Origin of the sequence: Paracoccus sp. Z118 (assembly GCF_019061185.1) — a bacterium.
Lineage (GTDB): Bacteria > Pseudomonadota > Alphaproteobacteria > Rhodobacterales > Rhodobacteraceae > Paracoccus.
The window spans coordinates 1-343 of sequence record NZ_JAHQZU010000151.1; the positions used below are offsets into that span (position 1 = coordinate 1).

The following is a 343-nucleotide window of genomic DNA, read 5'->3' on the forward strand; positions in this document are numbered from 1 at the left end:
TGCTCGCGCGTCTGCGGCATCGGGCCGTCGGCGGCGTTCACGACCAGGATCGCGCCGTCCATCTGCGCCGCGCCGGTGATCATGTTCTTGACGTAGTCGGCGTGGCCGGGGCAGTCCACATGCGCGTAGTGGCGCGCCTCGGTCTCGTATTCGACGTGGGTGGTCGAGATGGTGATCCCGCGCGCCTTTTCCTCGGGCGCGTTGTCGATCATGTCGTAACCCTTGAAGTCGCCGAAATACCGCGTGATCGCCGCCGTCAGCGTGGTCTTGCCGTGATCGACGTGACCGATCGTCCCGATGTTGACGTGCGGTTTCGTCCGTTCGAATTTTGCCTTTGCCATCG

Annotated in this window: 1 protein-coding gene; it reads right to left on the reverse strand. The window is 63.8% G+C overall.

Annotated features, from left to right (window positions below; genetic code table 11):
• On the reverse strand, window positions 1-341 hold a 341-nt coding region (locus KTN05_RS17950), incomplete at its 3' end, for a GTP-binding protein (protein WP_217330712.1).
• Window positions 342-343: the final 2 nt, after the last annotated feature.